At 41.8% G+C, this 2,373-nt stretch carries 1 protein-coding gene; it reads left to right on the top strand.

Annotated features, from left to right (window positions below; genetic code table 11):
• Positions 1-130 precede the first annotated feature (130 nt).
• Positions 131-2,373 (top strand): hypothetical protein (locus tag BMX05_RS12305; RefSeq protein WP_218139055.1); only part of this gene is annotated, 2,243 nt, incomplete at its 3' end.

The raw sequence follows: 2,373 nt of genomic DNA, 5'->3' as shown, positions 1-2,373 counted from the left end.
AAGGCCGTTTTCTTGGTGAGCAAGCGCAAGGGGCTATGTCCGCTTTTGAGGCACAGCACTTACAAGAAAATATTCAGGGTGTGATTGGTTTAGAAAAAATCAATCCATAAACATTTTAGGTATTTTTCACATGGCATGGCATCAATATCTTTCTATCTTGTTTTTATTGCTGGTCAGTCCGCTAGGGATAGCGAAAGAACAGATCGCAAAAGTGTTATTCACTCATGGAAAGCACCTAAAACTTATTGGTGTAGATCAACAAGAAAGAAGGTTAGAAAAAGATGCCGAGCTGTTTGTTGGTGATTACTTAGAAACAGGTGCAGCCAGTGTTGTGCAAGTTTTATATATTGATGGTGGACGCCTTGCTATTCGCCCATATAGCAAGATTTATTTAGAAGAGTTTCAATATCAAGCAGATGTTCCCGAGGAAAATAAATCCAGTATTAGTTTGTTGCAAGGTGGTTTAAGGGCTATTACAGGAGCTGTAGGTAAGTTAAATCCAGATCAGGTTAAATATAAAACACCTGTAGCCACTATAGGTATTCGTGGTACAGATATAGAAATCTATCATATTCCTGCGGATGGCCACCCAGATTATCCTGGAATGAGCCAAGGAAGTTATCTACATGTTAATTCAGGTGCTGCTTTTATGCAGGTGGGAGGCGTTTTACAAGAGGTTAATCCTGGTCAAAGCGTCTTTACTCATGGCCGACAAGGGATTATCTTTGCGCCTTTTCCCAGCCATCAACCGAAGATTGAATCCAATCCAAGCAAAGAAAAACTGGGAAATAATTTCAATCAAGATGCTGCCTTTAATAGTGGCTTGAATTATCAGGATAAAGCGCTTTCTAATCTTATAAACTCAGATCTAGGAAATGATTTACAAGACAACTTAAATAATCAGGAAATACCTGATGATAAAGATACAAAAATACCAGCTACAGATTCTGATAATATATTGCCAGATTCACAACCACCTGAACCTCCAAATACTACTCCCCCTGTATTGCCTGAATTGCCGCCTATCACACCAACAACGCCTATAGAAAATGAAACTACTTCGAATTCTTTTGAAGACTTTTTTATAGGTGAGAATACAACGAATGGTATTGTTGTAGATACACCTAATCCAGAGGATATAGTTAACCCAGGCGATGCGGTTAATCCAGAGGATACAGTTAATCCAGACGATACGGTTAATCCAGAGGATACGGTTAATCCAGAGGATACGGTTAATCCAGAGGATACGGTTAATCCAGAGGATACGGTTAATCCAGAGGATACGGTTAATCCAGAGGATACGGTTAATCCAGAGGATACGGTTAATCCAGAGGATACGGTTAATCCAGACGATACGGTTAATCCAGAGGATACGGTTACTCCAGAGGGTACGGTTGATCCAGAGGATACGGTTGATCCAGAGGATACGGTTGATCCAGAGGATACGGTTAATCCAGACGATAATATAAATACAGGTGGTGGGTCAGAAACTGACACTAATGGTGGATCAGAAACTGACACTAATGGTGGATCAGAAACTGACACTAATGGTGGATCAGATACCGATACCAGTGGTGGGTCAGAAACCGATACCAATAGTGGATCAGAAACTGACACTAATGGTGGATTAGATACCGATACCAATGGTGGGTCAGAAACCGATACCAATGGTGGATCAGAAACCGATACCAATGGTGGGTCAGAAACCGATACCAATGGTGGATCAGATACCGATACCGATACCAATGGTGGGTCAGAAACCGATACCAATGGTGGGTCAGAAACCGATACCAATGGTGGATCAGATACCGATACCAATGGTGGATCAGAAACCGATACCAATAGTGGATCAGAAACTGACACTAATGGTGGATCAGATACCGATACCAGTGGTGGGTCAGAAACCGATACCAATGGTGGATCAGATACCGATACCAATGGTGGATCAGAAACTGACACTAATGGTGGATCAGATACCGATACCAGTGGTGGATCAGAAACCGATACCAATAGTGGATCAGAAACTGACACTAATGGTGGATCAGAAACCGATACCAATGGTGGGTCAGAAACCGATACCAATGGTGGGTCAGAAACCGATACCAATGGTGGATCAGGAACTGAAAATAACGGTGGACCTATTTTGATAGACAATGGCAAGCCTTTACAGCCACCAATGCAAGGAAAGTCCCCAACACAATATGATATTGTGTACTCTACTATGCAAAAAGATCAAAGTTCAAAAGAAAGCAAAAATGTCTATACCTTAAATGACCAAGTGCCTGTGTACTGGGGGCGTTGGAGTCGTCCTCAAGCCGGTTTAGCTACGCAAAAAGGTTTTTATATTGAAAGTGAACACAGCCTTGCTTTGGA

It is taken from the genome of Allopseudospirillum japonicum, assembly GCF_900108915.1.
GTDB classification, from domain to species: Bacteria; Pseudomonadota; Gammaproteobacteria; order Pseudomonadales; family Halomonadaceae; genus Pseudospirillum; species Pseudospirillum japonicum.
Note: the sequence above shows the minus strand (reverse complement) of the source record. Positions and strands in the feature narration are given on the sequence as shown.